General features: G+C 51.4%; 1 protein-coding gene. It reads left to right on the top strand.

The window, feature by feature from the left end:
- Nucleotides 1–285: RNA-guided endonuclease TnpB family protein (locus KNP06_RS15200; RefSeq protein WP_214789517.1), on the top strand; the 285-nt coding region annotated here is incomplete at its 5' end.
- Between the last annotated feature and the right edge of the window lie 114 nt (nt 286–399).

The following is a 399-nucleotide window of genomic DNA, read 5'->3' as shown; positions in this document are numbered from 1 at the left end:
CGACAGACGGCAAGAACAAGCCGTAAAAACGCCAAGAACCTGCACACCTGGTCGTTCCATCGCTTAGCCACATTCATCGAATACAAGGCGAAGTTAGAAGGAATCAAGGTCGAATATGTCAACCCTGCACACACATCTCAGACATGTCCTTCTTGCGGGAGCCGAAACAAAGCGAAAGATCGAACATATTCGTGTCCGTGCGGATTCAAGAAACACAGAGATATTGTGGGTGCGATGAACATCCGGTACGCACCTGTGGTTGATGGTGACAGTCAACCAGCCTGAGAACCTATAGGGTCTGTCTCAGGAGGGGTGATGGCACACCCTCATCTGAAGGCTCGGACAAAACAGAAATGGCCTGCGTCCGCACGGGCACTTCAGAATCCCACCCATCCTGAA

This window comes from Exiguobacterium sp. s21 (genome assembly GCF_018617975.1).
In the GTDB taxonomy this organism is placed as follows: Bacteria; Bacillota; Bacilli; order Exiguobacteriales; family Exiguobacteriaceae; genus Exiguobacterium; species Exiguobacterium mexicanum_A.
This window is presented reverse-complemented; position numbering and strand designations above follow the sequence as displayed.